Raw genomic sequence first — 25551 nt, forward strand, 5'->3', positions numbered from 1 at the left:
GACAAGCCCCGAGGAGGCGTAGCAGGCCTACGCCGCACGAAAGGGCTTTCGAGGACGAAGGCCTGATGGCTGTTTTTCAACAACCTCCCGTAATCACAGAGGACACACCATGCTGAGCCGCATAGCCGATTCTATCTACTGGATGTCCCGCTATCTGGAGCGGGCCGGCGATACCGCCCGCCTGATGGAGATCAACCTGCTCTACCTGCTCGAGGCCGAGGAGGACATGTCCGAGGGGGACAAATGGCGGCCGCTGCTCAGCATCACCTCGGCGGAGACCGCCTTCAGCGGGCTGTACGGCGAGGGGCAGCTCACCCAGGGGCGGGTGTTGCAGTTCATGACCGCCGAAAAGAGCAACGGCAACTCGATCCGCACCTGCCTGCGCCTGGCGCGGGAAAACGCGCGCATTGCCCGCGACCGCATCTCGCGGGAGATGTGGGAGGCCATCAATGAACTCTGGCTGAACGTTGACCAACAGTTGAAAACACCGCTGCATCCCCTGCGGGCCAGTCAGTTTTTCTCCTTGGTGCGCAGCGAGGTGGCCCGTTTCCACGGCCTGACCAGCACCACCATGATGCGGGGCGAGGCCTTCGGCTTCTACCGCCTGGGCACGTTCCTGGAGCAGGCCGACATGACCGCCCGCATCCTGGACGTGAAGTACCACCTGCTCCTGCCGGACCTGAACCTGGTCGGTTCGGCCCTGGACTACTACCAGTGGGCGGCCCTCCTCAAGTCCCTCTCCGGGTACGAGGCGTTCCGCCGCAAGTACCACGCCGGCTTCCGCCCCATGGATGTGGTGGAGTTCACCATCTTCGAGCAGGAGTTCCCCCGCTCCCTGGCCTATACGGTCAAACGGATGCACCGGGCCCTGGCCGATACCGGCATCACCGGCAAGCAACGCTCGCCGATTGCCCTGGAGCGTCTGGAGGCCATGCTGGCCGGCAACTCGGCGGAGCAGATCTTTTCCACCGGCCTGCACGAATTCCTGGAGGAGTTCCTCGCCGCCATCGCCGCCCTCAACCAGGCGGCCCAGGCCGATTTCCTCGACACCCACATGGAAGAGCCGTGACATGCGCTACTTCATAGAACACGAAACCGTCCTGGAGTACCCGGAAGCGGTGCGCGAGCACCACGTGGAACTGCGTCTCACGCCCCGCGAGGATTCGCACCAGCGGCTGATCGCCATAGAGCTGGCAACCGAGCCGCCGGCCGGGTTGCGCAGCTACCGGGACTATTACGGCAATCACGTCACCGCCTTCGACATCATCCGGCCCCACCGCCGCCTGGTGACCCGCATGCGGGCCGAGGTCGAAAATACGCTGGAGAACCCCTTCGACTTCCCGCCGCTCCCCCCGGCGACGAACGGGACTGGCTCCGGGAGGCGCTCCGCACGACCCCGGCATGGTACGATTATATCCTCAGCCGCAGTCCGGCCACCCCGTCTCTGGGACAGTTGGACCCGGATCTGGCCTTCCCGTGCCATGAGCCGGGCCGCACGGTGCTGGAATCGGTGCAGCGGGCCATGGCGTGGATCACGACGGTGCTCCGCTACGAAACCGGCGTGACCACCGTCCACTCAGCCCTGGCCCAGGCCCTCGCCGCCGGGGCCGGGGTCTGCCAGGATTTCGCCCATCTCCTCATCGCCATAGTCAGATCGTGGAAAATTCCCGCCCGATATGTTATGGGATATCTGGCCTCCCGGAACGAGGAGGCGCAACCGCTCGCCCCCGCAACCCATGCCTGGGCCGAGGTGCTCGTCCCCGGCCGCGGCTGGACCGGTTTCGACGCCACCCAGCAGATCCTGGCCAACGACCTGTTCATTCCCGTGGCCGTGGGGCGCGATTACCTGGATGCGGCCCCCCAGCGGGGCAGTTTCAAGGGGGATGTGGCGGGCGACGAACCGGTGATACGGCTGTCCATATCTCAACAATAACCCTGGAGCAACGACGCGCCATGCCCGAATCATCACTCTCCATCACCACCTCGTGCATCCTCTCCCTGGAGATGCCCTACAGCGAACGGCTCTGCATCCGCCGCACCGTGTACCGCGGCGGCAACGGCCCCCGCGTCGCCATCGTGGCCGGCATCCACGGCGACGAACTGGAAGGGCTCTACGTCTGCCAACTGCTCGCCGACTGGCTCGAACGGATGGCCCGGGAGAACCCCGCCGGACTGACCGGCACCGTGGAGCTCTACCCGGCCATGAACCCCCTCGGGCTGGATACCCTGACCCGCGCCATCCCGGTCTTCGACACCGACCTGAACCGCAACTTTCCCGGTTCGCCCAGCGGCGACCTGCCGAAGCGGATCGCCCATGCCGCCATTGGGAACCTGTCCGGCGCAGCGCTGGTCATCGACATCCACGCCAGCAACATCTACCTGCGGGAAATCCCCCAGGTGCGGATCAACACCGATTTCGCCGACCGCCTCGTGCCCCTGGCCCAGCGCCTGAACCTGGACCTGATCTGGCTGCACGGCGCCATGACCGTGCTGGAGGCCACCGTCGCCCACAGCCTCAACAGCGTCGGCACCCCCTGCCTGGTGGTGGAGATGGGGGTCGGCATGCGTATCACCCCCGATTACTGCCGCCAACTGATGACCGGCATCCTGACCCTCTGGAAGGACCTGGGCGTACTGGCCCCGGACGTGGAGTTGCCGTCGCTCAACCACCTCCCCCTGATCGCCGACGACAGCAACGTTCACTACCTGAACGCCCCCACCTCGGGGCTGTTCGTGCCGGTCATCGAACACTGGACCGACGTGCGCAAGGGGCAACTGCTGGGCAACATCGTCTCCCCCCTCCAGGGGGGTATCCTGGCCGAGGTGCGCTCCCCGGTGGACGGCATCCTCTTCACCCTGCGCGAATATCCGCTGGTATACGAAGGTTCGCTCATGGCGCGGGTCATGGCCAGGAAAGGGAGGTTGGCATGAGCAGCCGCGATCTGGTACTCATGACCGCCCCGCTGCGGGAGGACTTCACCATCCCCTGCCACGAGATCGGCCCGGCCGCGGGGAACCCGGCCGTATCGTTCGTTTCCGGCCTGCACGGCGACGAGATCAACGGCATCTACATCCTGGCCCGCCTGGCCGATTTCCTCACGGCCGTGGAGGAGGGGGCATATCCGAAGCTGCGCCTTGCGCAACGGGTGCTGATAATCCCGGCGGTCAACGTGCTGGGCGCCAACACCCTGCGCCGCGCCTGGCCCTTCGACCAGAGCGACCAGAACCGCATGTTCCCCGGCAACCAGATGGGCGAAACCACCCAGCGTATCGCCTACACCGTGCTGGAGGCCACCAAGAAGTCCGCCTACCGCGTGGACCTGCACGGTTCCAACCTGTACTTCGAGGAGTTGCCCCAGGTGCGCCTCTACGATCCAACCCCGGAGGAGCGGGAAACCGCGCGGCTGTTCGGGCTCCCCGCCATCATGGAGCGTTCGGTAAGCCCGGTATTCACCACGACCCTGATGTACTCCTGGAAATACTGGCCCGGTCAGAGCTTCCTCCTTCAGGTGGGCCAGGCGGGTTCCATACAACTGCCCCACTGTCAGCAGGTCTTTCGGGGGCTGGTCGCGTTTTTGGGGAGGATCGGCGTGCTGGAAGGGGTGGAGGTGGCCGAGGCGGACCAGGAGGCCCTCTACTTCACCAGGGAGTGCTCCGTGCGCATCTATGCCGACCGGGCCGGCATGTTCGTCTCGGACAAAACTCTGGGGGGCTGGGTGAGCAAAGGGCAGGAGTTGGGGTACATCTACGACAGCTTCAACGGCGCCGTGCGCACCAGGGTCACCGCGCCGGCCGCGGGGCTCTTGACCGGCATCCGCCGCCAGCCGATGCTCTTCGAAGGGGACCTTTTGGTGCGGATTTGCACCCGGTAGCCCTGACGGGCCGCCCGGTTGGTTGTGGCGTGAGTAAATTCATTCTCTCACCCGGTCAATACAGCTCGTACTTCAACAAGCGGCATTCGATCGGCCCGTTGAAGAGCACATAGCGGCGCGCGGCCTTCAGGCCGATGTATTTGGCCAGCTCCAGGTTGCCGGTCAGGACGAAACCGGTCCAGCCGCGGCAGCGCTTTTTCAGGACATCGCCGATCTGGCAGTACAACTCCCGCAGTTCGTCCTCATCCCCCAGACGCTTGCCATAGGGGGGGTTGATGATCACGACCCCCGTGTCCCCCTCCGGCCTGAACTCCTCCAGGGCGGCGTGAAAAAAGTGCAACTGCCCCTCGAATCCGGCCAGCGCGGCGTTGCGGGCCGCCAGGACCAACGCCCGGCTGTCCCGGTCATAGCCGGTGATCAGGCCGAGTGGGAGCCGCTTGATGCCGCCCTCCGCCTCCCTGAGCAACTTTTTCCACACCCTGTCGTCGAAATCCTGCCAGCGCTGAAAGCCGAAGGTGCGCTTCAGCCCCGGCGGCACATGGGCTGCCACCAGGGCCGCCTCCACCGGGATCGTCCCCGAGCCGCACATGGGGTCGGCCAGGGGGGAGGAACCGTCCCAACCGGTCAGGGCGACCACGGCGGCGGCCAGGGTCTCGCGCATGGGGGCCTCGTTGCGCTCCAGTCGGTAGCCGCGGCGGTCGAGGGCGTCACCCGAGCTGTCCAGGCTGACGGTACAGACGTTGCGGGACAGGTGGACATTGATGCGCAGGTCGGGCGCCGCCGTATCCACGCTGGGGCGGCTGCCGCACGCCTCCCGGACCCGGTCGACCACGGCGTCCTTGGTCTTGAGGGCCACAAAGCCCGAGTGGGTCAGGACCGAGTCGCGCAGGCTGCAATCCACCGCCAGGGTCATGGCGGGGGTAATCAGCTCCGGCCAGGGGATGGCGTGCACCCCGGCGTACAGCTCGTCGGGGGACGAGCAGGGGAATACGGCGAGCTGCACCAGCACGCGGCTGGCGGTGCGCAGCCAGAGGTTGGCCCGGTAGAGCCCCTCGCGGTTGCAGGTAAAGGAGACCCCGCCGCGACCGGCGGCCACGTCCCCCGCCCCCAACTGTTCAAGCTCGTGGGCCGCAATCTCCTCGGCGCCGCGGGGGACGGCGGCAAAGCAGGTCATCTTCGGATCGGGCCGCTCGGCCTGGCGCGGGCCGCGCCGTAGTATGTGGTTCTTTTCACTCATGGTGTACCGCCTGTCTCCTGTTCCCATAGTGCCGCCAGCAGGCGGCGCGTTTCCTCGGGGGTCCCGCTGTTGTCGATCACGATCCTGCCATGACGTTCCTTCTCGGCCAGAGGCATCTGGCTGGCAATGATCCGGCCGGCCTCGTCCCGGCCGATGCCGTCCCGCGCCATGAGCCGCTCCACCTGGATCCCGGGCCGCACCGTCACCACCCAGATCTCGTCCACCCGGTCGGTGGCGCCCGCCTCGATCAAGAGAGGCGCCATGTATATCACGATCCGCTCGCCCGCGGCCGCGGCCCGGGCGATGCGTTCCTCCGCCAGACGCCGGATCTCGGGATGCAGGACCGCCTCAAGCTGCCGCCGTTTTTCCCCGTCGGCGAAAACCATACGAGCCAGGCGCTTGCGGTCGAGGCTGCCGTCCCCGTGCAGCACACCGGTTCCGAACAGCGCGGCGAGCCGGGCCAGGCAGGGGCTCCCCGGTTCCACCGCCTCCCGGGCCAACCGGTCGGCATCGATGACCGGCACCCCCCGTTCCTCGAAGAAGCGGGCCACGCTGCTCTTGCCGGTGGCGACCCCGCCGGTCAGGCCGATGACGCGGATTCCGGGCGGCTTCATTGCAGCTCCCTGAGCTCGGTGTACGCGCGGCGGAAATTGGCATCGAAAAAGGTGCGGAATCCGGGCATGGCCTGGAACTGCGGCAGGGAAAACTCCCGCTTGGCGGCGTCCGCATCCAGACCTTTCGCGGCAAGCCGCAGGATCTCGGTGGTGAAGTCGCGGAAGAAGGACTGGAACCGCCTGATGCCGTCGCCGTTCGTCACCCCCCCCAACCCCGGGACGACCGTGCGCGCCCCCACCTCGGCCAGGGTATCCAGGTCCATGAGCCAATCGCGGAAATAGCCGTCCCCCATGTAACCGCCCACATCGTTGAACAAAAGGTCGGAGGCGAACAGGACCCCGTCCTCGGGAAGGGTGACGAACACATCCCCTTCGCTGTGCCCGCGCTCGGTGGCGGTCATGACGATCTCCCGGGAACCGCGCTTGATGGTGAGCCCCTGATCGAAGAAGATCACCTGGTTTTTGATCCGGCCCGGTTCCTTTCTGAGGATCTGCCAGGTGCGCCGGGAGGTGATGATGTCGGCATTGCGCGGGAAATCCGTATCCAGGGCGTCGAAACCGCTGTGGTGGTGGGTCAGGACGACATAGCGCACCTGGAGCGGCGTTACGGTCCCGACGAAGTCGATCAGCTCCCTGGTGGTGGCCTTGGTGAAATGGGCACCGGCCAGGATAACCTGATAGTCGGCCACGACGATCAGGCAATTGCTGGCGGCCCTGCTCCCCGGCTCGGCAATGGCCGCATACACGTCATCCCCGACCTTTTGGAACCTGAAGCTGGCCGCAGCGGCAAAAACCGGCACGGAGAGCGCAATAAAGAACACCATGGCAAAGGACGCGCGTTTCATGGTTTTCCCCCGAAAACGCATTCTAACAGAGCATCCGCCAAAAAGACAGATTTTTGGCTTGAGTTGGCCGTTCAATTAGTGTAATTTGTCTGGATAATGTTCGATGTTGGGCAGGAACGGTGCGGGCGGTTAGCTCAGTTGGATAGAGTACAGGCCTCCGAAGCCTGGGGTCGTGGGTTCGAATCCCATGCCGCCCGCCAATCCTGCAACACGGTATGGATGTCGTACCTCTTCGTTCGTCATGGCGTCACGCGGGTAACAGTCCCATGCCAACACGCGGCACATCAAGCATTTTCCACAACCTTCTCCAGCCGTCTCCAATCGCCATCTCCATCGTAAACATCGTGCTGCTGGTCATGCTCGGCTGGCTGGACTACATAACCGGCGATTACTCCCTGATCATCTTCTATCTGATCCCGGTATCGCTCGCAGCGTGGCATGCGGGCAAGGCGGTCGGTGCGTGTTTTTGCCTTCTTGCGTTCATCACCCGCCTGGTCGCCGACGGAGCCGGTACCTCATTCTCCTTTTCCTATTCACCGCTCCATTACTGGAATGTCTTTGTCGAGTTCGGCTTCCTGCTCATCATGAGCTTTCTGGTCGCGACCCTGAAACGGCACCTGCACACGGAAAGGTCGCTGGCGAGCAACGACCCCCTGACCGGGCTGCTCAACCGGCATTCCTTCTTCGCGTCGGCCGACCACCAGGTGAACCGTTCGCGCCAGAGCGGGCATCCGGTCTCCATCGCCTGCATCGACCTGGATAATTTCAAGGAGGTCAACGACCGGTTCGGCCACCACACCGGGGACAGCCTGCTCAGGGAGGTGGCCGCCATCATCAGGGCAACCGCCCGGGAGAACGATCTCCACGCCCGGTTGGGCAGCGACGAGTTCGTCGTGCTCATGCCCGGTACCGACAGTAGCGCGGCCCTGCCGCTGCTCGAAACGCTCCACCGCCATCTGCGGCAGGCGATGGCCCACAGGGACTGGCCGGTCGGCTTCACCATCGGCGCCGTCACCTGCCGTAACGATCTGCCCGCCATCGGCGCGTTCGTCCACCGGGCCGAAGAGCTGGCGCGCAGCGCCAAGGGGAGCGGAATGGACGGCATCGCGCATGTGGTGGTATGATCATCTTCACATCGTGACTATCACGGAGGGATTTCATGGCAAAGGGCAGTTTTGACGCAACCGATCTCTTGGCCCCGCTTATGCTGCGGATACCGCTGGGGCTGATCTTCATGGCCCACGGCTCGCAGAAACTGCTGGGCCTGTTCGGCGGGCAGGGTTTGACCGCCACCCTGAAGACTTTCGAGGTGAAGCTGGGGGTTCCGCCGATCTTCGCCCTGTTGGCGATCATTGCCGAATTCGGCGGCGGCTTCGGCGTGTTGTCCGGGTTCCTGACCCGGTTGTCGGCGGCCGGCATTTCCGCGGTCATGCTGGTGGCCATCTACAAGATCAGCTGGGTGAACGGTTTTTTCCTGAATACCTATTGCGTGCCGGGCCGCGGCCATGGCATCGAGTTCAACATTGCGCTTTTGGGCATGGCCCTCTACCTGGTTATCGCCGGCGGAGGCCGCTGGTGCCTGGACCGCCTGGTATTCCGTTCCTAGGGGCCGAGCACGCAGCACCTCTGAACCCATCATGAAAACCAAAGGCGGGCCGAGCCCGCCTTTCGATTGCCAAAGGAGCACACGTGGAAATGCATAACCAGCAGGAAGTCGGCAAGCGCCGAACCTTTGCCATCATCAGCCATCCCGACGCCGGCAAGACCACCATCACCGAAAAACTGCTGCTCTTCGGCGGGGCCATCCAGCAGGCCGGGGAGGTCCGTGCCCGGAAGAGCTCCCGCCATGCCACCTCCGACTGGATGGAGCTGGAAAAACAGCGTGGCATCTCCGTCACCTCCTCCGTCATGAAGTTCACCTATGGCGGCTGCGAGATCAACCTGCTGGACACCCCCGGCCACAACGACTTCTCCGAGGACACCTACCGGGTCCTGACCGCCGTTGACTCGGTGCTGATGGTGATCGACTCCGTGAAGGGGGTGGAGAGCCAGACCAAGAAGCTGCTGGAGGTCTGCCGCCTGCGCCATACCCCGATCATGACCTTCATGAACAAGCTGGACCGGGAGGGGCAGGACCCCCTGGACCTGTTGGACGACATCGAGAAGAACCTGCACATGCAGACCGCCCCGGTCACCTGGCCGGTGGGGATGGGCAAGCGCTTCCGCGGGACCTACCACCTCTACACCAAGGAGCTGACCTTTTTCGACCCCGATGCGGCCAACGGCACCGGCCAGGTGCTGACCGCCACCGGCCTGGACGACCCGCTGCTGGACGAGTTGCTGGGGGGTCAGGTGGACGAACTGCGCCATAACGTGGAGCTCCTGGAGGGTGCCGCCCACCCCTTCGACAAGGAGGCCTACCTGGCCGGCCGGCAGACGCCGGTCTTTTTCGGCAGCGCCATCAACACCTTCGGCGTCCAGCAGCTTTTGGACGCATTCGTGGAGCACGCCCCCGCGCCGCTGCCCCGCGAGACGACCAGCCGCATGGTGTCGCCCTACGAGGAACCCTTCAGCGGCTTCACCTTCAAGATCCAGGCGAACATGGACCCGGCCCATCGGGACCGGATCGCCTTCTTCCGCATCTGCTCCGGCAAGTTCACCCGCGGCATGAAGGTCAGGCACGTGCGCCTGGGACGCGAGGTGCAGATCGCCAACGCCACCATCTTCATGGCCCAGGACCGGACCAACGTGGAGGAGGCCTGGCCGGGGGATATCATCGGCATCCACAACCACGGCACCATCAAGATCGGCGACACCTTCACCCAGGGGGAGGAGCTGAAATTCACCGGCATCCCCAGTTTCGCCCCGGAACATTTCCGCAAGGTCCGGCTGCTCAACCCCATGAAGTCAAAGGCCCTGGAAAAGGGGCTGGTGCAGTTGGCCGAAGAGGGCGCCACCCAGGTCTTCAAGCCGCTCATGGGGGCCGACTGGGTCATCGGGGCGGTCGGGCTTTTGCAATTCGAGGTGGTCATGCACCGCCTGGAGTTCGAATACGGGGTCAAGGTGGCCTTCGAGCCGGTCAGTTACGTGACCGCCCGCTGGGTCCTGGGGGAGAAGAAGAAGATCGAGGAGTTCGAGAAGAAGGAGGTCATGCACCTCTACATCGACGGCGAGGGGAAACTGACCTACATGGCCGGCAGCCAATGGCGCCTGGACAATACGATCGAGAACTGGAAGGAACTGGAGTTTCACGAAACCAGCGAGCATTCATGATCCCGAAAGCCACAGCAGAGACGCAGAAGCCCGGGGAACGGCGGGACAGGCGCACGTTTCGGGCAACACTCGGGGCGATCCTGGATTTCCCGCTGTCGCACTTTCCGCTCTTCCTGCCTGGGGTCCACCCCATCGCCGCCTTCTTCATCCTGCGGCGGCTGAAGCGCCGGGGATACTCCAACTGCACGGTGCACACCACCGCCAAAGGGCTGGTGGTGCATGCCCAACGTTAAAACAGCGGAGGGCGGCTCCTGACAGGGCCGCCCTCCGTTTGTTTCCCACCGTTCAATTCCCGCCCGCGGCAGCCTGACGGCTACCCCATGAACTTGGATATCTCGAAACCGATCTGCCCCAGGGGCAGCACCTCATCGGCCACCCCGCCTTCGACGCAGGCCCGGGGCATGCCGTAGATGGTGGACGTGGCCTCATCCTGGGCAATGGTCAGCCCCCCCTTGCTTTTCAGGAGCTGCATCCCCTTGAAGCCGTCGTTGCCCATGCCGGTCAGGATAACCCCCAGCATGGAGCCGTTGGTTGCCTCGGCCATGCTGGACATCATCAGGTCCACCGAGGGGATGTACACGTACTGCGGATAGGCGCTGGTGGGGACGGTTTTGACCACAATGCTCGTCCCATGGCGCACCAGGGTGGTATGCATGCCGCCGGGGGCGATCAGCGCCAGCCCCGGCTTGAGCACATCGCCATCCACCGCCTCCCGGATGGTCATGGAGCATTTGGCGTTCAGGCGGTCGGCATAGGGGCCGGTAAAGGCCTTGGGCATGTGGATGCCGACGATGATGCCGTAGGGGAAATTGACCGGAATACGGGACAGCACCTCCTGGAGCGCCACCGGCCCCCCGGTGGATGCCCCGATCCCCACGTAATTGATCTTTTTGCCGGTAAACCGCGACGCCGTGGGGCGTGTCGGAGGTGCGGCAACGGGGGTGACGCCGGCCGTCCGGACCGGGGAGGAGGCGGTTGCGACGCGCCCGACATAGGACTTGCCCGCTTCCCGGACCTTGCGCAGCAACTCCTCGCGGAAGATGTTCTGGGCCTCGGCCGAGTCGGTGACGTTCTTGGGAATGTAATCGATGGCGCCGGCATCAAGGGCTTCGAAGGTGGCCTTGGCCCCTTCGTTGGTCAGGGTGGAGACCATGAGCACCCGGGTGGGGGCCTTGGCCATGATCTGGCGCAGGGCTGCGATGCCGTCCATGCGCGGCATTTCCACGTCCATAGTGATGACGTCCGGCTTGAGGGCAATGGCCTTTTCCACCCCTTCCATGCCGTCTGCCGCCGTGCCGACGATATCAAAGGAGGGGTCCTTGGAAAGGACGCTTCGTATTGCCATGCGCATGAACGAAGAGTCGTCGACGATAAGTACCCGTGTTTTTCCGCTTCGGGAAGTAAGCATCAATCCCCCGCCTGTTCGTGTGAAGTAAATATTGACCTGACCAGTTCCTTGACATCGGGAATGGCGTCGTCCAGTTCATAGCAGAAACGCTCGACATCGAGGTTTGCCAGATTCGGGGCCTCTTTTCGGAGGATCTGCCACCCTTCCTCGTCGGACAGGTTGAAACTGACCCACTCCCTGCCGCCGTAATTGAGTTCGCGCACGCTGCAGAACAGGTCCGACAGGTTGACGATGGCGCACAGGACCGGGTCGATGGTCGCCTCGGAGGGGGTGTGGTGCTGGGAAATCAGCTCGCAGTACACCTCGGGGAAGTTCCATTTCCGGGCCATGCACAGGCCGATCTCGCAATGGGTCGTGCCCAGCCGCTCCGCCTCGGCGTCCACCAGCTTGATCGGCTTGTCCTTGATGCGGTCCAGGATCGCCTGAAAATCTCCGCGCTGATACTGGCTCAGGAACACCACGCCCAGGTCGTGGATGATGCCGCCGATATAGGCCTTCTCGAGATCCGGGTAGCCGATCTTCTCGGCGATGATCTTGGCGACCATGCCGACCCCGAAGGAGTGTTCCCAGAAGGCGCTGATCTGAAAATCGTCCGTATCGGAGTCAAAGGCGTTGATCAGGGAGGTGGTCAGCGCCAGTTCGCGGATATGCTTCAAGCCGAGGTAGACCAGGGCCAGCCGCAGGGAGGTGATGTCGTGGCCGGGCTTGAAGACCGGCGAGTTGACCATCTTCATCACCCGGGCGGTCATGACCTGGTCGGTCAGCATCAGGTCGGCCACATCCTCGACCCGTACGTCCGGCTGGTCCAGGAGAAGCAGCACCTGGGTGGCGACCACCGGGATCGTCGGCAACTCCTCGATGGTGCCGACCAGCTCTTCCGCTCTCTGTATCATCGCGAGCTTGTCCATGGAATATACCTTTCAGGCTACTTTTTGTAGGTGAAACCACCGGGGAAGTGGACGGTCTTGAACTTGTCGTTGACCCCATGCAGGGACTCGGATTGGCCTACGAAGAAATAGCCGTACGGTTGCAGGTTGTTGTAAAAGTGTTGGACAACCTTGGATTTCGAAGCAGTATCGAAGTAAATCAGCACGTTGGCGCAAAAGATGAAATCGAAGCTCTTCATGAAGATCATCTTGGAATCATCGTACAGGTTGAGCTTGTTGAAGGTGACGAACTTCTTGACCTCCGGCGAAAGGAGGAACTTGCCGTTCTCCTCCTTGATATACTTGCGCTTGTAGAGGTCGGGGATGTTGCGGACCGAATAGGCGTTGTACACCCCCTCCTTGGCCTGGGCGATGACGGTCTCGTTGATGTCGGTGCCGACAATCTCGATAATCCAGTCCTTGAGAAGCGTCGTACGTTTTTCCAGCAGCATCATGGACATGGTGTAGGCCTCTTCCCCCGAGGAGGAACCGGCGCTCCAGATGCGCAGTTTGCGAAACCCCATTTTGTTCTTGATCTCGACGAGTTCGGGCAGAAGCTTCGTTTCCAGCGCGGTCAGTTGCGGCACGTTGCGGAAGAAGTAGGTTTCATTGGTGGTGATCTCGTCCATCAGGTACTTCAGTTCTTCGGCGCCGCGGGGCGACTTGAGGAGCTGATAGTACTCCATGTGCGTCTTGGTGCCGGTCGTCTCCATCCTCCGGCTGAGCCGGCTCTCCAGAAAATACTTCTTGGTGGTATGGAAGTACATTCCGCAGATATTGTAGATGAAGTCGCGCAGTTGTATGAAATCATTATCGGATATTGACACGGTCGATCCTTTTGGGCTTATGGTTGGTGCCTGCTCCAAGAACGCCAGCATCCCTCTGACAGTTATCGGGTCGGAAACCTTCAGTGGTACTGTTTCGTCCAGGTACTCGTTTTATGCGGGTCCAATCGCCGGCTCGGGCCGCCGGGAAGAAAACCTTGGGGCGGTGCCGCCGGTTACCTGCCCGGAGCGCCTTCGCCGTCGTCGATGAGCCCGACCGGATCGACGATCAGGGTGACCCGGCCGTCGCCGAGGATGGTGGAGCCGGCAATGCCCGGGATGTTGGCCAGGTAGTTGCCGAGCGACTTGATGGCCACCTCCTGCTGGCCCACCAGGCGCGTGACCACGAGGCCCATGCGCTTGTCCGCGGCGCCGACGACGACCACATAGCAGAAATCGTCGTTTTCATAGCGCTGCTGCACGTTGAACTTCCGTTGCAGGCGCATGAGCGGCAGCACCGATTCGCGCAGTTTGAGCACCTCCTGACCGCCGACCATGTGGAACATGCGCTGTTCGACCCGCAGGGTCTCCAGCACCGAGGAGAGCGGAATGGAGTAGACCTCGCCCTCCACCTCCACCAAAAGCGACTGAATGATGGCCAGGGTCAGGGGGAGACGCAGGATGAATTCCGATCCCAGCCCCTTTTCGCTCTTGATCTCGATCAGGCCGTTGAGCTTCTTGATGTTGGTCTTGACCACGTCCATGCCGACCCCCCTGCCCGAGAGGTCGGAAGCCTTCTCCTTGGTGGAGAAGCCGGGCAGAAAGATCAGGTCGAAGATTTCGCGCTGGCTCATGGCGGCCAGTTGATCTTCGGAGACCAGCCCCTTTTCCACGGCCTTGCGCCCGACCCGGTCGGTGTCGATGCCGCGGCCGTCGTCCTTGATGCTGATGATGATCTGGTTCCCCTCGTGGACGGCGGCCAGGATCAGGGTGCCCACCCGCGGCTTCCCGGCGGCCACGCGTTCGTCCGGAGTTTCCAGGCCGTGGTCCATGGCGTTGCGGATCAAGTGGATGAGCGGGTCGCCGATCTCGTCCACCACCGAACGGTCCAGTTCGGTCTCCTCGCCGAAGATCTGCAGATCGACCTCTTTCCCCAGGTCGCGGGCCAGGCTGCGGACGATGCGGGGGAACTTCTTGAAAACCTTGTCCACCGGGATCATGCGCATCTTCAGGACCTGCATCTGCAGTTCCGAAGTGACAAAACTCATCCGCTTGGTGAGCTTGCCGAATTCCTCATTGAAATCGAGCCGCTCCGAGTCCCCCTGCTGCAGGTCCTGGTTGAGCTGGATCATGCGGTTGCGTTCGAGCACCAGTTCGCCCACCTGGTTCATCAGGTCGTCAAGGCGCTTGACATCGACGCGCACGGTGGTGTTGTCGGAAAGGTCTTCGCCCTTGCCCTCGGCCGGCTTGGGCACCGGCGCCTTCTTGGCGACCGCGTCCCCGGCCGGTTTCGGCGGTGGGACCGGCGCCACCTCCTGCGTGACCGGCGCCGGCGGCGGTTCGGCCGGCGCGGCCTCCGGGGAAGGGGCGGCGGCAGGCTCGGCAGCCGCTTGCTGGCTCGTCCCGGAAGCGGGCTCCGCCGCGGCCGGAGCCGGAGCGGCAGCGTTCTCGGAGAGAAGCGGCAGCAGCTTGGCGATGGTGCCGTCGATCTCCCGCTCCTGAATCTCACCCGCCTTGATGTCGCTCACCAGCACCTTGACCAGGTCCGTGGCTTCGAGTATGACATCCATGATCTCGGAGGTCACCGCCAGCTCCCCCTTGCGCAGGCGGTTGAGCACATCCTCCGTCTTATGGGTCACCTTGACCAGGAGGTCGAAGCCCAGAAAGCTCGAAGCGCCCTTGACGGTATGGATCGACCGGAAAATCCGGTTGAGAAGTTCCGGGTCGTCCGAGGCCTTCTCCAAAGCCACAAGGTCGTCGTCGAGCTTTTCAAGCAACTCGGTCGTCTCGGTAAGGAAGCCTTCCAGCAGTTCCTGGTCTTCACTATCAAACGGTGGCATTAACGTCTCCTTGAAAAAAACTGGACACTACGCTACATGGATGCGAACAGCTGCCTCTCGTCGCCGGAGAACATCTTCTCCAGGTCGAGCAGCACCAACAGGCGCTCGGCTTGGTTTATTACACCCGCAATGCACTCCTGGTCAATGCCGCTGGCAACGACCGCGGGAGAAGGCTGGATTTCGCTGCCGGAAATGCGGATGACCTCCGAAACGGCATCGACGATGAACCCCATCAACTCCCCTTCCACGTCCATGACCATAATGCGGGTCTGTTTGTCGTTGTCCACTTCCATCAGGCCGAATTTCTTGCGCATGGAGATGATCGGAATGACCTTGCCGCGCAGGTTGATGACACCGTCCACATAGGAGGGGGTATTGGGAACGCGCGTTACGTTCGGCATCCGGATGATTTCCCTGACCTTGAGGACATCGACCCCATATTCCTCCTGATCGAGATTGAAACTTACCAACTGTATCAGTTTGTCGCGAGATTCATCAGATTTCACCGGCACGAGCGCATCGTTCATCGTTCCCTCCTCCCTGTGGGTAGCCATGCTCGAAATGATCAAAATAGTTATGGAAGTTTGCTGGCGCACCATTCCATAAATAAATTAGAATACTAAATTATGCCTAATATTTATCACGCAGGCCACCATTTATCAAGCACGATAAAAATATTATTCGCGGCGGCTCGCGCCGGACGAACCAAGCCACCCGGCGATCCCGCGAAGAAACATAAAGTCATTTTCTTGACTTTAGTGTCAATGCGCCCTATTATTCATTTTCACTGCCTTTCGAAAGGCACATCGCCGCGCACCTCCGTCTGCAATGGAATACGTCAATGGATACTCCAGGCACCATTTTCATAGTCGAGGACGATCGCAAGACCTGCGATCTCGTATCGGCCTTTTTGAAATACCAGGGGTACGACATCGTTCACGCCACCCAGGCGTCCACCATTTTTGACACCATCCATGAAAAGCATATCGGCATCGTGATCGCGGACTTGAAGCTGCTGGCCGATATTGCCCCGGACTTCATGGATCGGGCCAAAAAGATAAACCCGCTCCTCGTGTTGATCGGCTACGGCAGCGACGTCCATATCGGCTCGGCGAGCGAAGAGAATGTGTTTCTCCTCTCCAAGCCCCTCAACCTGGACGAGCTGGAAAGCCTGGTCATGCGCGCCCGGGAGTTCCAGACCATGAAAATGCCCGATGCCGCGACGGTGCCGCACCCCCCGCACACGCTCTCCTCCTCCATAATCGGGAAAAGCGGCCGCATGGTCGCACTCTTCGAATTGATCGAAAAGATAGCCGCGTCCAACGCCACCGTGTTGATCCAGGGAGAATCCGGCACTGGCAAGGAACTTGCAGCCCGTGCCATACACCAGTTGAGTTCCCGAAGCAACAGGAACTTTGTCCCGATCAACTGCGCGGCTATCCCCGAGGATCTGATCGAGAGCGAGTTGTTCGGCCACGTCAAGGGCTCTTTTACCGGCGCGTACGCCAATCGCGCCGGACGCTTCGAGATGGCGGACAAGGGCACCCTGTTCCTGGATGAGATCGGCGACATGAAGGCCAACCTGCAGGTCAAGCTCCTGCGGGTCCTGCAGAGCAAGGAGTTCGAGCCGGTCGGATCGACGAAGTCCCAGAAGGTGGACGTCCGCATCATCGCGGCGAGCAACAAGAAGCTGGAGAACCTGGTGGAGTCCCAGGATTTCCGGGAAGACCTCTTTTACCGGCTGTCGGTCATCCCCATCACCATCCCCTCCCTGCGGGAACGGCGCGAGGACATACCGCTGCTCATCGACTTCTTCCTGAACCGCTTCAACGGCGAGAAGCGGCACGCGGTGACCGGCTTTTCCAGCGAAACCCTCGCAATCCTCTGCGCCTACGACTGGCCGGGGAACGTGCGGGAATTGGAGAACCTGGTGGAGCGCCTGGTGATCCTCAAGGACAGCGGCTTCATTACCCCGGATGACCTGCCGGAGAAATACCTTGCCCGGCCGGTTCAGGTGCAGGCCCCGGCAATCCCGGACGGAAACGCGTTCCCGGAAAACGGCATCTGCCTCAACACGGTCCTCGACGAGTTCGAGAACCGGCTCATCCTCCAGGCCCTGGAGCGGACGGGGGGCAACAAGAAGGAAGCGGCCATGCTGCTGAACCTGAAACGCACGACCCTGATCGAGAAGCTGAAGAAAAAGAACCTGGCCTACGGCAAGGAGTTCGAGGCGCAATGACCATCGACATCAGCGGCAGCCTGTCGCTTCTCAAATCGGTTCTGGCGCAGGAATTGCGCAAAAACGGGTCCCAGGACGCCGCCGGACAGCCCGACGGCGTCTTCGCCGAACGGCTCGACCGCGCCCTGGAAACGGCGGCGTCGGAACAGACCCGGCAGTCCAGTGCCCAGAACCTTGCCGAGGTCCTCAGCCTGCAGATGCTCCACACCACCCTGAGCCTGGCGGGAGACGGCGCGCCCGACGCCTCGCCGGCCCAGGCGCTCGGCGCACAGCAGCCGTCCCTGCTCCAACCCCTCATCAAGGCCTATGCCGACGCCGCCGCGCAGGCAACGCCCGGGCAGACGTCCTCCAACAGGAGCGAATCCCCTGCGGAACCGGCCTCTGCCGCGTCTCCCTCCTCCTCGGCGCCGCTGGAAAGCGGCAAGGAGTGGCTGGAACCGATCATCGCCAAGGCCTCGCGCCGCTACGGGGTCGATACCGGGCTCATCAAGGCGGTCATCAAGGCCGAGAGCAACTTCAACCCCACGGCAGTTTCCTCCGCCGGGGCCCGGGGCCTGATGCAGCTCATGCCCGGCACCGCCCGCTCCCTCGGGGTCAGCGACTCCTTTGACCCCGAACAGAACGTCATGGCCGGGACGCGCTTCCTGAGCGACCTGCTCGACCGCTACAACGGCGACGTGGACTCGGCCCTGGCCGCCTACAACTGGGGCCCGGGCAACGTGGACAGAAAACCGGAACGCATGCCCCGCGAAACACGGAATTATCTGGCACGGGTCAAGCAGCTTTACGCATCGTACAGCGCCTGATTCTAAGAGGTTGTTGAAAAACAGCCATCTCGCCGCCGTCCTCGAACGCCCTTTCGTGCGGCGTAGCGCTGCTACGCCTCCTCAGGGCGTTCTGCGGGTGCGACGATCTGACTATTTTTGAACAACCTAGCAGCCTGCTAATGCCCCACCCCAACCGAATAGGTGATTTCATGCCCCCCCTGTATATTATCGGCACCGGCCCCGGAGACATCGTCCACCTGACCGATGCCGCCCGCCAGGCCCTGGCCGAAGCCACAACCATTATCGGTTACGACAGTTACCTGGAGCAGATCGCCCCCCTCCTTGCCGGGAAAGCCACGGTGGCAACCGGCATGATGCGTGAGATCGAACGCTGCCGCGAGGCCATCGCCAGGGCGCGCGCCGGCGAGGCGGTCGCCCTGGTTTCCGGCGGCGACGCCGGCATCTACGGCATGGCCGGGCTGGTGCTGGAACTTTTGGAACACGAAGCCGAAAACGGCCAGCCCCAGCCCGATATCCGGGTCATACCGGGCATTTCGGCCATCCAGGCGGCGGCGTCCGTCCTGGGCGCACCGCTCATGCACGACTTCGCCGTCATTTCCCTTTCCGACCTGCTCACCCCCTGGGACCTGATCATGGCGCGCCTTACGGCGGCTGCCCAAGCCGATTTCGTCATCGTGATCTTCAACCCCCGCAGCGCCAAACGGGTCACCCAGATCGAGGAGGCCCGCCGCATCATCCTGGCCTCCCGGCCGGCCGGGACCCCGGCGGGCATCGTGCGCAACGCCTGCCGCCCGGACGAGCAGAGCACCGTCACCACCCTGGGGGGGCTGTTGGAGCACCGGATCGACATGTCCACCATCGTGGTCATCGGCAACAGCAAAAGCTTTGTGGACAGCCGGGGCCGCATGGTCACGCCCCGCGGCTATGCCGGCAAATACGGCATCGCCACCACTACGGAGCCTGAAGCCGTGACACCGGAATGCCGCAGCGGCCGGAAGAGCCGGGGCCCGCACGCCGCCCATGCCGCAGCAGACCAGGCGCCATGCCGGCCCTCCGTCGGACGGCCGCCTATCTCCTTGCCGGCAAAGGCAGAGGCCTTCCGGTCGAACGGAGGCATGGAGGCGTCACGGCTTCAGACGGAACAGGATACGCCGCCGACGCCCCGGCCGGGCGCCGTCATGTTCTGCGGCACCGCGTCCGACGTGGGCAAATCGGTCGTCACGGCCGGCTTTTGCCGCCTGCTGGTCCGGCGCGGCATCAGCGTCGCCCCCTTCAAGTCCCAGAACATGTCCCTCAACTCCGCCGTCACCCCCGAGGGGGGCGAGATCGGCCGTGCCCAGGCCGTGCAGGCCCAGGCCTGCCGCATCGCCCCCCATACCGACATGAATCCGGTGCTCCTGAAGCCCAATTCCGACACCGGCAGCCAGATCATCGTCCAGGGGCGGCCGGTCGGCTCCATGAATGTGGCCCAGTACGATGCCTACAAGCCCCAGGCCTTTGCCCGGGTCACGGAGAGCTTCCAGCGCCTGAAAAGCGGATACGGCTTCATCGCCATCGAAGGAGCCGGGAGCATTGCCGAGATCAACCTCAGGCACAACGACATCGCCAACCTCCGGGTTGCCGCCATGGCGCGCTGCCCGGTCATCCTGGTGGCCGATATCGACCGCGGCGGCGTCTTCGCCCAGATCGTCGGCACCATCGATCTGCTGGAGCCCCACGAGCGGAAGATGATCCGGGGGATCGTCATCAACCGGTTCCGCGGCGACGCCGCCATCCTGCGGCCCGGCCTCGACTTCATCACGGAGCGGACCGGCATCCCGGTCATCGGCGTCCTCCCCTGGCTCGCGGACCTGGATCTGCCGGCCGAGGACAGCATGGCGCTCAGCCGCCCGCCCCGCCCCGCCGACGGCGCAGCCGGTCCCAACGCCATCCGCATCGGAGTCGTCAGGCTGCCGCGCATCTCCAATTTCACCGATTTCGACGCCCTCGGCCGCGAACCGGACTGCGCCCTCACCTACCTGGAATCGCCCCAGCAGATGGCAGGGCTCGATGTCCTCGTCCTCCCGGGGAGCAAGACCACCATCCCCGACCTGGACTACCTGCAGGAGCGCGGCTTCTTCCCGGCGATCAAGGACTTCACGGGGCACATCGTCGGCATCTGCGGCGGCTACCAGATGCTTGGCCAGCGGGTGCTGGACCCCCACGGCGTGGAATCGGCGATCCGGGAGATGGCCGGGCTCGGCCTGCTCCCGGTGGAGACGGAACTGCTGCCGGAAAAGAGCACCCACCAGGCGGTGGCCCGCCTCGCTGCGGCCGGGCAGGCGCTCGCCCCCGGTTGCCGTGAGGAGATGGCCGGCTACGAGATCCACATGGGCATCACCACCCCGGTCGGCCCGGGGCGCCCCTTTGCCGGCATCTCCCGACGCGGGACCGCCCCGGTGGACGTCCAGGACGGCGCCGTTTCGCCCGATGCCAGAATCTTCGGCACCTACCTCCACGGTATCTTCGACAACGCCCGCTTCCGGGAGGCCTACCTCAACCGCATCCGCGGCCCCAAAGGGCTCCCCCTGCGGCACGACGCCCACGAGCGGGATCACGGCGACCCCTTCGACCGGCTGGCCGACCATCTCGAACAGCACCTGGACATCCCCCTGCTGCTGGATATCTGCGGGCTGGCACGGTGACGCCACTGGAGCCGGCAGTACTGTTCCTGGCCCTGGTCCTGGACCTGGCCCTGGGCGATCCCCGCCGGCTGCCCCACCCGGTTGTCCTGATCGGCCGTTTGATCACTCTCCTGGAATCAGGGCTGCGCACGGCAACCGGCCACGAGCGGGCGGCCGGCGTCGCGCTGCTGCTCCTCACCGTAGGAGCGAGCGCCGCTGCCGCCTGGTTGGCGTTGCGCGGGTTAACGGCCCTGCATCCCCTTGCCGGCCTCCTGGGCGCGGCCTACGTTTCCTACACCTGTCTGGCCGCCCGTTCCCTCCACCGGGAATCGGCCCTGGTTGCCGACGCCCTGGCGGCCGGAGACCGGGAGGCGGCGCGGCGCGGCCTGTCCCATATCGTCGGCCGGGACACCCACGACCTCGGCGATGCCGACATATGGCGGGCCCTGGTGGAAACCGTAGCGGAGAACACCGCCGACGGCATCGTGTCCCCCCTGTTCTGGCTGACCCTCGGCGGGCCGGTGGCCGGCGTGGCCTTCAAGGCGGTCAGCACCCTGGACTCCATGGTGGGCTACAAGAGCGAACGCTATCTGCGGCTGGGGTGGGCGTCGGCCCGCATGGACGACCTGCTGAATTTCCTCCCCGCCCGCCTGACCGCCCTGCTGATGGTCATGGCGGCCCCCCTGGCGGGGCTTTCATGGCGCAACGCCGCGCGCATCGCGCTACGCGACCGCCGCAACCACCCTTCGCCCAACAGCGGCCACCCGGAGGCCGCGGCGGCCGGGGCTTTGGGGGTGCGCCTGGGGGGTGCGGCCAGCTATGGCGGCATCCCCTCCTGGAAGGAACACATCGGCGATCCGCTCCTCCCCCTTGACGGCCGGGCATACCGGAGTATGATCAGGCTGATGTACGCCACCACCCTGCTCATGGCTGCCGGCTCCATTGCCGCCGCCTGGGCGCTGAAAGGCCTCCATGTCCCGCAGCTATGATCACGGCGGCACCATATTCGCGACGGCGCGCCGGATGGGCGTCCCGCCGTCCGCCCTGGCCGATTTCTCCGCCAGCATCAACCCGCTGGGGCCGTCTCCCCTGGTGAGATCGGCCATTGACCACGCCCTTGACAGCCTGATCCACTACCCCGACACCGGTCATGAGGAGTTGAAAGAAGCCCTGGCCCATTACCACGGGCTTCCCGCAGCCCACTTCGTTGTCGCCAACGGCTCGACGGAACTGATCTACCAACTGCCGGCCATCCTCTCCGGGAGACGCGCCCTGCTTGCCGTGCCCTGCTTCAGCGAATACGAGCGGGCCCTGGAGCGGCAGCAGTGGGAGGTGCACCACTTCCCGCTCCTGCCGCAGGACGGTTTTTCCCTGGACCCGGCGCGGCTGGAAGCGAAACTTGCCGAGGGGTACGACGCATTCTATCTCTGCAACCCCGGCAACCCCAGCGGCACGCTCTATCCGCCGCAGACGATCGAACGGGTCCGCGACCTGTGCAGCGCCGCCGGCACTTTTCTGGTGCTGGATGAGGCATTTATGGACTTCTGCGAGGAGGCGTCCGCCAAACACGCCGTCGTCGCCGGCGGCAACGCCCTCATCCTGCGCTCCATGACCAAGTTCTTCGGCATCCCCGGCCTGCGCCTGGGGTATGCCATGGCCAACGAGCCGTTGTGCGGGCGCCTCGACGCCCTCGGCGTGCCGTGGAGCGTCAACACCCTGGCGCAGGCGGCCGGCAGGGCAGCCCTCCGGGATGAGGAGCACAACCGGCAGACCCTGCTCTTCATCGACCGGGAACGGCGCTTTCTTGCCGACCGGCTGGCGGGCCTGCCCCGGCTCAGGGTTTATCCCGCCCGCGCCAACTTCCTGCTGGTGGAGATCACTGGCGGGATGACGGCCCGGGAACTGGCGCAGATGCTCCTGCCCGAATTGGTCATTATCCGCGACTGCGCCAGCTTCGACGGCCTGACGCCCCGCTTTTTCCGGATTGCGGTGCGCACGCGCCCGGAAAACGAACATCTCGTCGCATGCCTGGAAAAGATCCTGACGACATAACAAGGGGGGAGCAATGGGAGAGACCATACGTTTCGGCATATCCATCGACGACGGGCTGTTGGAGCGCTTTGACCGGCTGGTTACGGAGAAGGGGTACATCAACCGCTCCGAGGCCATCCGCGACCTGATCCGCGACGCCCTGGTGGAGCAGACCTGGGAGGAGGGCAACGAGGAAACGGTCGGCACGGTGACCCTGGTCTACGATCACCACGTCCACGACCTGGCCGACCGGCTGACCGCCATCCAGCACGACCACCACGACCGCATCGTCTCGACCCTGCACGTGCATCTGGACCACCACAACTGCCTCGAGGTGCTGATCGTCAAGGGCAAGGCGAGTCAGATCAAGGCCATAGCCGACTCCCTGATCGGCGTGAAGGGGGTCAAGCACGGCAAACTGGTGATGACGACCACGGGGCGTGAATTGGGCTAGTTTCACATCCGGATGTTCCCGATGGAAACGGGACTAAGGGACGCCACGTTTATCCTGAATCCGTGACGCCTCCCTGCCTTCGTGCCCGGAAGAGCCGGGGCCTGCCCGCCGCCATGTCGTGGCATCCCACCTGCGAGTCCCGTCCGCCGCCTGATGGTCGCAAACCCTGCAAGCGCAATGGCAGAGGCCTTCCGGACGGTAGAGGCAGGGAGGCGTCACGGATTCAGGCTCACAAACACAAAAAAAGGGGAAGCGCGAGGCTTCCCCTTTTTTTACTCATTCTCTCCACCCTGCCGTCGGCTAAAGGACCTCCGGCGAGTTTCCTCAACCGTGGGAGTCAATATGCTGCTTCAGGCAAATCCCGCGCAATGGGGCAGCACACCACAGCAGGGAGCGACCCCCTTTTTGTTTAGCATTCCGCCCGGGTGCTACCGCCGACCAACAGGGTAGAGAGAACGATCAGGTGGTTTCATTATTACACCGGCGGCCTGATCATTACAAGCCTTTTATCTACGGTCACGCATACCCGAGAAACCCGTTCAGCCGCTGCACTTCTTCCATCAGGCGGCCGAAGCCAGGGAAGGTGAGGGACTGGGGACCGTCGGAGAGCGCCTTTTCCGGTTCCGGGTGCACCTCCACCAGCACGCCGTGGGCGCCGGCCATCAACGCCGCCAGGGCCATGGGGGGCACCAGGCTGCGCTTGCCGGTGGCGTGGGAGGGATCGACCATGATCGGCAGGTGGGACATCTCCTTGATCAGCGGCACCACGGCCAGGTCGAGGGTGTTGCGGGTAGCGGTCTCATAGGTGCGGATGCCCCGCTCGCACAGGATGACCTGGTCGTTCCCCTCGGCCAGGATATACTCGGCCGCGGCCAGAAACTCCTCAACCGTGGCGCTCATGCCCCGTTTGAGCAGCACCGGCTTGCGGATCCGGCCCAATTCCCGCAGCAGGTCGAAGTTCTGCATGTTGCGCGCCCCCACCTGGAGCAGGTCGGCGTACTCGGCCACCAGCCCCACGCTGTCCGGGCTCATCACCTCGGTAACGATGGGCAGGCCGCTCTCCTTCCCCGCCACGGCGAGCAGCTTCAGCCCCTCCTCCCGCAACCCCTGGAAGGTATGGGGACCGGTGCGCGGCTTGAACGCCCCGCCCCGCAGCATGTCGGCGCCGGCCTGTTTCACGAAGAGGGCGGTCTTGACGATCTGCTCCTCGCTCTCCACGGCGCACGGCCCGGCCACCACCACCGGCCGGCACCCCTGGCCGACACGGACCCCGCGCACATCGACGATGGTATTTTCCGGATGGAAATCGCGGGAGACCAATTTGTATGGTTTGGAAACGTGGATCACCTGTTGTACGCCTGCCAGTTCCAGAATCTTGCTGTCATCCACATAGCCCTGGTTGCCCAGGACGCCGATGGCGGTCCGCTCGCGGCCCGGGATCGGCGCCGCCGTAAGGCCCATCTCGCTCACGGTCCGGACAACGGCTTCGATGTCCGCCGTGGTGGCATTATGACTCATGACGATCAGCATGGATAGCTCCTTTTAGCCACATCAGACAAAAATTTACCCCAAAGAGACGGCAGCCCGCTGTCGCTGCCAAACCCGCCACCGTTCCGCCGCCCCTGATTCGGTTGGTTCTCCGCGCCGCTCCGGCTCCGCGGCAAAAACACCACGACCTCATTCATGGCGTTCGGACAGTTTTTGCAGCTTCTCCATCTGGTGGATCACCACCCGGCTCCCCTGGACCTCGATAATCCCCTCGTCCTTCAGTTTGCGCAGGGTGCGGGAGATGGTCTCGCTGGCGGTGCCGAGCCGCGAGGCCAGCTCCCCCTTCTTGACCCCCAGGTCGATGTAGGTGATGCCGCCGTAGCTGGCCGATTTTTCGGCGGACCGCCGGACCAGAAAGGAGGCCAGCCGCGAGGTGACGTCGGCAAAGGAGAGCTCCTCGATCTGACGGGCGAACTGCCGCAGCATGAGCGACAGGGACACCACCAGGTTGAGGGAGAAGTTGGGATTGCGCCCCATCAGCTCCAGAAACCCCTCCTTGGGCAGATAGAGCGCCTCGCCGGCCGCCAGGGCGCGCGCCTCGGCCGGATAGCGGCCGTCGCCGAAGAAGGCGGCTTCGGCAAAGGTTTCCCGGGGCTGCACGAAATGCAGCACCTTTTCCCGGCCGTCGTGGGCGATACGGCAGAGCTTGATGCTGCCCGACACCAGCAGGTAAAAACCGGTCGCCTCATCGCCTTCGCTGAAGAGGGACTCCCCCTTCCCAAACCTGCGGCGGACCGTAATGGCGGCCAGTTCAGCCAGGTCGTCATCCTTGAGACCGGAGAAGAGCAGGGATTTTTTGAGCAGTTCGATCAGTTCCATACTTGCACCT

General features: G+C 63.8%; 25 protein-coding genes and 1 tRNA gene. 16 read left to right on the plus strand and 10 right to left on the minus strand.

The window, feature by feature from the left end; translation table 11 throughout:
• Positions 1-109 precede the first annotated feature (109 nt).
• From FO488_RS13925 to FO488_RS13945, 5 genes are read left to right on the plus strand one after another with little or no spacing between them, the layout of a single operon-like run.
• Entirely contained in the window at positions 110-1069 is a 960-nt protein-coding gene (locus FO488_RS13925) for an alpha-E domain-containing protein (RefSeq protein ID WP_149211113.1), read from the plus strand.
• A gap of 1 nt (position 1070) precedes the next feature.
• Positions 1071-1565, plus strand: coding sequence for a transglutaminase N-terminal domain-containing protein (locus tag FO488_RS13930; RefSeq protein WP_149211114.1), 495 nt, complete (start codon positions 1071-1073; stop codon positions 1563-1565).
• On the plus strand, positions 1523-1933 hold the full coding sequence (locus FO488_RS13935; protein WP_149211115.1) for a transglutaminase family protein: 411 nt from the start codon (positions 1523-1525) through the stop codon (positions 1931-1933). Before FO488_RS13930 ends, FO488_RS13935 begins: the two co-directional genes overlap by 43 nt.
• A gap of 20 nt (positions 1934-1953) precedes the next feature.
• Positions 1954-2931: a M14 family metallopeptidase gene (locus tag FO488_RS13940; RefSeq protein WP_149211116.1), complete on the plus strand. Its 978-nt coding sequence runs from the start codon at positions 1954-1956 to the stop codon at positions 2929-2931.
• A complete protein-coding gene (locus tag FO488_RS13945; RefSeq protein ID WP_149211117.1) occupies positions 2928-3872 on the plus strand; it encodes a M14 family metallopeptidase in 945 nt (314 codons plus the stop codon). Before FO488_RS13940 ends, FO488_RS13945 begins: the two co-directional genes overlap by 4 nt.
• Positions 3873-3927: 55 nt before the next feature.
• On the opposite strand, the gene FO488_RS13950 is transcribed toward FO488_RS13945, so the two are convergent.
• Genes FO488_RS13950 through FO488_RS13960 form a run of 3 tightly spaced genes read right to left on the minus strand, consistent with a single transcriptional unit; the run spans position 3928 to position 6568 of the window.
• Complete coding sequence (locus FO488_RS13950) at positions 3928-5109, minus strand: class I SAM-dependent RNA methyltransferase (protein ID WP_149211118.1); 1182 nt, start codon at positions 5107-5109, stop codon at positions 3928-3930.
• Complete coding sequence (coaE, locus tag FO488_RS13955) at positions 5106-5708, minus strand: dephospho-CoA kinase (protein ID WP_168206134.1); 603 nt, start codon at positions 5706-5708, stop codon at positions 5106-5108. Before coaE ends, FO488_RS13950 begins: the two co-directional genes overlap by 4 nt.
• A gap of 11 nt (positions 5709-5719) precedes the next feature.
• Positions 5720-6568 (minus strand): MBL fold metallo-hydrolase, encoded by an 849-nt coding sequence (locus FO488_RS13960; RefSeq protein WP_149211120.1) that lies wholly within the window; start codon positions 6566-6568, stop codon positions 5720-5722.
• Positions 6569-6691: 123 nt separating this feature from the next.
• On the opposite strand from FO488_RS13960, the gene FO488_RS13965 reads away from it, so the two are divergent.
• The 5 genes from FO488_RS13965 to FO488_RS13985 all read left to right on the plus strand — a co-directional run bounded on the left by FO488_RS13965 (position 6692) and on the right by FO488_RS13985 (position 10074).
• A tRNA-Arg gene (locus FO488_RS13965) sits at positions 6692-6768 on the plus strand.
• Between the two features lie 66 nt (positions 6769-6834).
• A complete protein-coding gene (locus FO488_RS13970) occupies positions 6835-7692 on the plus strand; it encodes a GGDEF domain-containing protein (RefSeq protein ID WP_168206047.1) in 858 nt (285 codons plus the stop codon).
• A 35-nt stretch (positions 7693-7727) separates the two neighbouring features.
• Complete coding sequence (locus tag FO488_RS13975; protein WP_149211122.1) at positions 7728-8174, plus strand: DoxX family protein; 447 nt, start codon at positions 7728-7730, stop codon at positions 8172-8174.
• An 89-nt stretch (positions 8175-8263) separates the two neighbouring features.
• Positions 8264-9841: a peptide chain release factor 3 gene (locus FO488_RS13980; protein ID WP_149212195.1), complete on the plus strand. Its 1578-nt coding sequence runs from the start codon at positions 8264-8266 to the stop codon at positions 9839-9841.
• Positions 9838-10074, plus strand: a complete 237-nt coding sequence (locus FO488_RS13985; protein ID WP_149211123.1) for a hypothetical protein — start codon at positions 9838-9840, stop codon at positions 10072-10074. The genes FO488_RS13980 and FO488_RS13985 overlap by 4 nt, the downstream gene beginning before the upstream one ends.
• Positions 10075-10154: 80 nt before the next feature.
• Here the strand turns inward: FO488_RS13985 and FO488_RS13990 are convergent, their stop codons facing one another.
• The 5 genes from FO488_RS13990 to FO488_RS14010 all read right to left on the minus strand — a co-directional run bounded on the left by FO488_RS13990 (position 10155) and on the right by FO488_RS14010 (position 15526).
• Positions 10155-11249, minus strand: coding sequence for a chemotaxis response regulator protein-glutamate methylesterase (locus FO488_RS13990; protein ID WP_149211124.1), 1095 nt, complete (start codon positions 11247-11249; stop codon positions 10155-10157).
• Positions 11249-12157 carry an HDOD domain-containing protein gene (locus tag FO488_RS13995; RefSeq protein WP_149211125.1) on the minus strand — a complete coding sequence of 303 codons (909 nt, stop codon included), beginning with the start codon at positions 12155-12157 and terminating at the stop codon, positions 11249-11251. The genes FO488_RS13990 and FO488_RS13995 overlap by 1 nt, the downstream gene beginning before the upstream one ends.
• 17 nt (positions 12158-12174) lie before the next feature.
• Positions 12175-13002, minus strand: coding sequence for a protein-glutamate O-methyltransferase CheR (locus FO488_RS14000; RefSeq protein WP_149211126.1), 828 nt, complete (start codon positions 13000-13002; stop codon positions 12175-12177).
• A 173-nt stretch (positions 13003-13175) separates the two neighbouring features.
• Positions 13176-14999, minus strand: coding sequence for a chemotaxis protein CheA (locus tag FO488_RS14005; RefSeq protein WP_149211127.1), 1824 nt, complete (start codon positions 14997-14999; stop codon positions 13176-13178).
• A 32-nt stretch (positions 15000-15031) separates the two neighbouring features.
• Positions 15032-15526, minus strand: a complete 495-nt coding sequence (locus FO488_RS14010; RefSeq protein WP_149211128.1) for a chemotaxis protein CheW — start codon at positions 15524-15526, stop codon at positions 15032-15034.
• Between the two features lie 314 nt (positions 15527-15840).
• Between FO488_RS14010 and FO488_RS14015 the strand changes: the two genes are divergently transcribed.
• The 6 genes from FO488_RS14015 to nikR all read left to right on the plus strand — a co-directional run bounded on the left by FO488_RS14015 (position 15841) and on the right by nikR (position 23174).
• A complete protein-coding gene (locus FO488_RS14015; protein WP_149211129.1) occupies positions 15841-17238 on the plus strand; it encodes a sigma-54 dependent transcriptional regulator in 1398 nt (465 codons plus the stop codon).
• Positions 17235-18044, plus strand: a complete 810-nt coding sequence (locus tag FO488_RS14020) for a lytic transglycosylase domain-containing protein (RefSeq protein ID WP_149211130.1) — start codon at positions 17235-17237, stop codon at positions 18042-18044. Before FO488_RS14015 ends, FO488_RS14020 begins: the two co-directional genes overlap by 4 nt.
• Before the next feature lie 170 nt (positions 18045-18214).
• Positions 18215-20710, plus strand: coding sequence for a cobyric acid synthase (locus tag FO488_RS14025; protein WP_149211131.1), 2496 nt, complete (start codon positions 18215-18217; stop codon positions 20708-20710).
• A 5-nt stretch (positions 20711-20715) separates the two neighbouring features.
• Positions 20716-21678 carry an adenosylcobinamide-phosphate synthase CbiB gene (gene cbiB, locus FO488_RS14030; RefSeq protein WP_240732279.1) on the plus strand — a complete coding sequence of 321 codons (963 nt, stop codon included), beginning with the start codon at positions 20716-20718 and terminating at the stop codon, positions 21676-21678.
• Positions 21662-22741 (plus strand): threonine-phosphate decarboxylase CobD, encoded by a 1080-nt coding sequence (gene cobD / locus FO488_RS14035; protein ID WP_149211133.1) that lies wholly within the window; start codon positions 21662-21664, stop codon positions 22739-22741. Before cbiB ends, cobD begins: the two co-directional genes overlap by 17 nt.
• Before the next feature lie 13 nt (positions 22742-22754).
• Positions 22755-23174, plus strand: coding sequence for a nickel-responsive transcriptional regulator NikR (nikR, locus tag FO488_RS14040; RefSeq protein WP_149211134.1), 420 nt, complete (start codon positions 22755-22757; stop codon positions 23172-23174).
• 516 nt (positions 23175-23690) lie between these two features.
• Here nikR and aroF read toward each other — a convergent pair.
• Together aroF and FO488_RS14050 are read right to left on the minus strand one after the other, a co-directional pair.
• Positions 23691-24704, minus strand: a complete 1014-nt coding sequence (gene aroF, locus FO488_RS14045; RefSeq protein WP_149211135.1) for a 3-deoxy-7-phosphoheptulonate synthase — start codon at positions 24702-24704, stop codon at positions 23691-23693.
• Positions 24705-24851: 147 nt separating this feature from the next.
• Positions 24852-25541 (minus strand): Crp/Fnr family transcriptional regulator, encoded by a 690-nt coding sequence (locus FO488_RS14050; protein ID WP_149211136.1) that lies wholly within the window; start codon positions 25539-25541, stop codon positions 24852-24854.
• Between the last annotated feature and the right edge of the window lie 10 nt (positions 25542-25551).

Source organism: Geobacter sp. FeAm09, assembly GCF_008330225.1.
Lineage (GTDB): Bacteria > Desulfobacterota > Desulfuromonadia > Geobacterales > Pseudopelobacteraceae > Oryzomonas.

Excerpts from the sequence above, each read along its gene's own strand:
- FO488_RS13985 (WP_149211123.1), top strand. The coding sequence starts at position 9,838 with ATGATCCCGAAAGCCACAGCAGAGACGCAGAAGCCCGGGGAACGGCGG.
- FO488_RS14050 (WP_149211136.1), bottom strand. The coding sequence starts at position 25,541 with ATGGAACTGATCGAACTGCTCAAAAAATCCCTGCTCTTCTCCGGTCTC.
- FO488_RS13925 (WP_149211113.1), top strand. The coding sequence starts at position 110 with ATGCTGAGCCGCATAGCCGATTCTATCTACTGGATGTCCCGCTATCTG.
- cobD (WP_149211133.1), top strand. The coding sequence starts at position 21,662 with ATGTCCCGCAGCTATGATCACGGCGGCACCATATTCGCGACGGCGCGC.
- FO488_RS13975 (WP_149211122.1), top strand. The coding sequence starts at position 7,728 with ATGGCAAAGGGCAGTTTTGACGCAACCGATCTCTTGGCCCCGCTTATG.
- FO488_RS14010 (WP_149211128.1), bottom strand. The coding sequence starts at position 15,526 with ATGAACGATGCGCTCGTGCCGGTGAAATCTGATGAATCTCGCGACAAA.
- FO488_RS13960 (WP_149211120.1), bottom strand. The coding sequence starts at position 6,568 with ATGAAACGCGCGTCCTTTGCCATGGTGTTCTTTATTGCGCTCTCCGTG.
- FO488_RS13940 (WP_149211116.1), top strand. The coding sequence starts at position 1,954 with ATGCCCGAATCATCACTCTCCATCACCACCTCGTGCATCCTCTCCCTG.
- FO488_RS14020 (WP_149211130.1), top strand. The coding sequence starts at position 17,235 with ATGACCATCGACATCAGCGGCAGCCTGTCGCTTCTCAAATCGGTTCTG.
- nikR (WP_149211134.1), top strand. The coding sequence starts at position 22,755 with ATGGGAGAGACCATACGTTTCGGCATATCCATCGACGACGGGCTGTTG.
- FO488_RS14005 (WP_149211127.1), bottom strand. The coding sequence starts at position 14,999 with ATGCCACCGTTTGATAGTGAAGACCAGGAACTGCTGGAAGGCTTCCTT.
- FO488_RS14015 (WP_149211129.1), top strand. The coding sequence starts at position 15,841 with ATGGATACTCCAGGCACCATTTTCATAGTCGAGGACGATCGCAAGACC.
- FO488_RS13970 (WP_168206047.1), top strand. The coding sequence starts at position 6,835 with ATGCCAACACGCGGCACATCAAGCATTTTCCACAACCTTCTCCAGCCG.
- FO488_RS13995 (WP_149211125.1), bottom strand. The coding sequence starts at position 12,157 with ATGGACAAGCTCGCGATGATACAGAGAGCGGAAGAGCTGGTCGGCACC.
- FO488_RS13935 (WP_149211115.1), top strand. The coding sequence starts at position 1,523 with ATGGCGTGGATCACGACGGTGCTCCGCTACGAAACCGGCGTGACCACC.
- FO488_RS13990 (WP_149211124.1), bottom strand. The coding sequence starts at position 11,249 with ATGCTTACTTCCCGAAGCGGAAAAACACGGGTACTTATCGTCGACGAC.
- FO488_RS13980 (WP_149212195.1), top strand. The coding sequence starts at position 8,264 with ATGCATAACCAGCAGGAAGTCGGCAAGCGCCGAACCTTTGCCATCATC.
- FO488_RS13930 (WP_149211114.1), top strand. The coding sequence starts at position 1,071 with ATGCGCTACTTCATAGAACACGAAACCGTCCTGGAGTACCCGGAAGCG.
- FO488_RS13950 (WP_149211118.1), bottom strand. The coding sequence starts at position 5,109 with ATGAGTGAAAAGAACCACATACTACGGCGCGGCCCGCGCCAGGCCGAG.
- aroF (WP_149211135.1), bottom strand. The coding sequence starts at position 24,704 with ATGCTGATCGTCATGAGTCATAATGCCACCACGGCGGACATCGAAGCC.
- FO488_RS13945 (WP_149211117.1), top strand. The coding sequence starts at position 2,928 with ATGAGCAGCCGCGATCTGGTACTCATGACCGCCCCGCTGCGGGAGGAC.
- FO488_RS14025 (WP_149211131.1), top strand. The coding sequence starts at position 18,215 with ATGCCCCCCCTGTATATTATCGGCACCGGCCCCGGAGACATCGTCCAC.